We start from the raw sequence: 622 nt of genomic DNA, 5'->3' as shown, positions 1-622 counted from the left end.
GCTAACATTTGTACACACACCAACAAAGGAATAAATCATGGACACTAGAATTCAATTTCGTGTTGATGAAGAAACAAAACGCCTAGCTCAACAAATGGCTGAGAGCCAAGGTCGCACTCTGAGTGACGCATGCCGTGAACTTACTGAGCAACTTGCTGAACAACAAAGAAAAACATTGTCTCACGATGCATGGCTAACTGAACAAGTAAATCTAGCATTTGAGAAGTTTGACTCAGGAAAGTCCGTTTTCGTTGAGCACCAAAATGCTAAATCTCGAATGGAAGAGCGCAAAGCCAGAATCCGTAATCGAGGTAAGCAATGATTTTATGGGAAGAAGAGTCACTTAATGATCGTGAAAAGATCTTCGAGTTTCTCTATGACTTCAACCCTGATGCGGCAGAAAAAACTGACAACCTCATTGAAGCAAAAGTAGAAAACTTGCTTGAACAACCTTTAATGGGCGTACAACGAGATGGTATCCGCGGACGATTACTCATTATTCCTGAGATTTCGATGATTATCTCTTACTGGGTCGAGGGAGATATCATCCGAGTTATGCGTGTACTCCACCAGAAACAAAAATTCCCTACGGATTGATTGCTTCCTCTGGGGAACTAACGCC

The 622-nt window shown here is 42.1% G+C and carries 2 protein-coding genes; both read left to right on the top strand.

Annotated features, from left to right (window positions below):
* Positions 1-37 precede the first annotated feature (37 nt).
* The gene (locus R7R24_RS28090; protein WP_005487956.1) at positions 38-322 is read left to right on the top strand and encodes a type II toxin-antitoxin system RelB/DinJ family antitoxin; all 285 of its coding nucleotides are present in this window, start codon (positions 38-40) and stop codon (positions 320-322) included.
* Positions 319-597 (top strand): type II toxin-antitoxin system mRNA interferase toxin, RelE/StbE family, encoded by a 279-nt coding sequence (locus R7R24_RS28085; RefSeq protein WP_005377065.1) that lies wholly within the window; start codon positions 319-321, stop codon positions 595-597. Before R7R24_RS28090 ends, R7R24_RS28085 begins: the two co-directional genes overlap by 4 nt.
* Positions 598-622: the final 25 nt, after the last annotated feature.

The organism is Vibrio sp. 704 (assembly GCF_033339295.1).
This window is presented reverse-complemented; position numbering and strand designations above follow the sequence as displayed.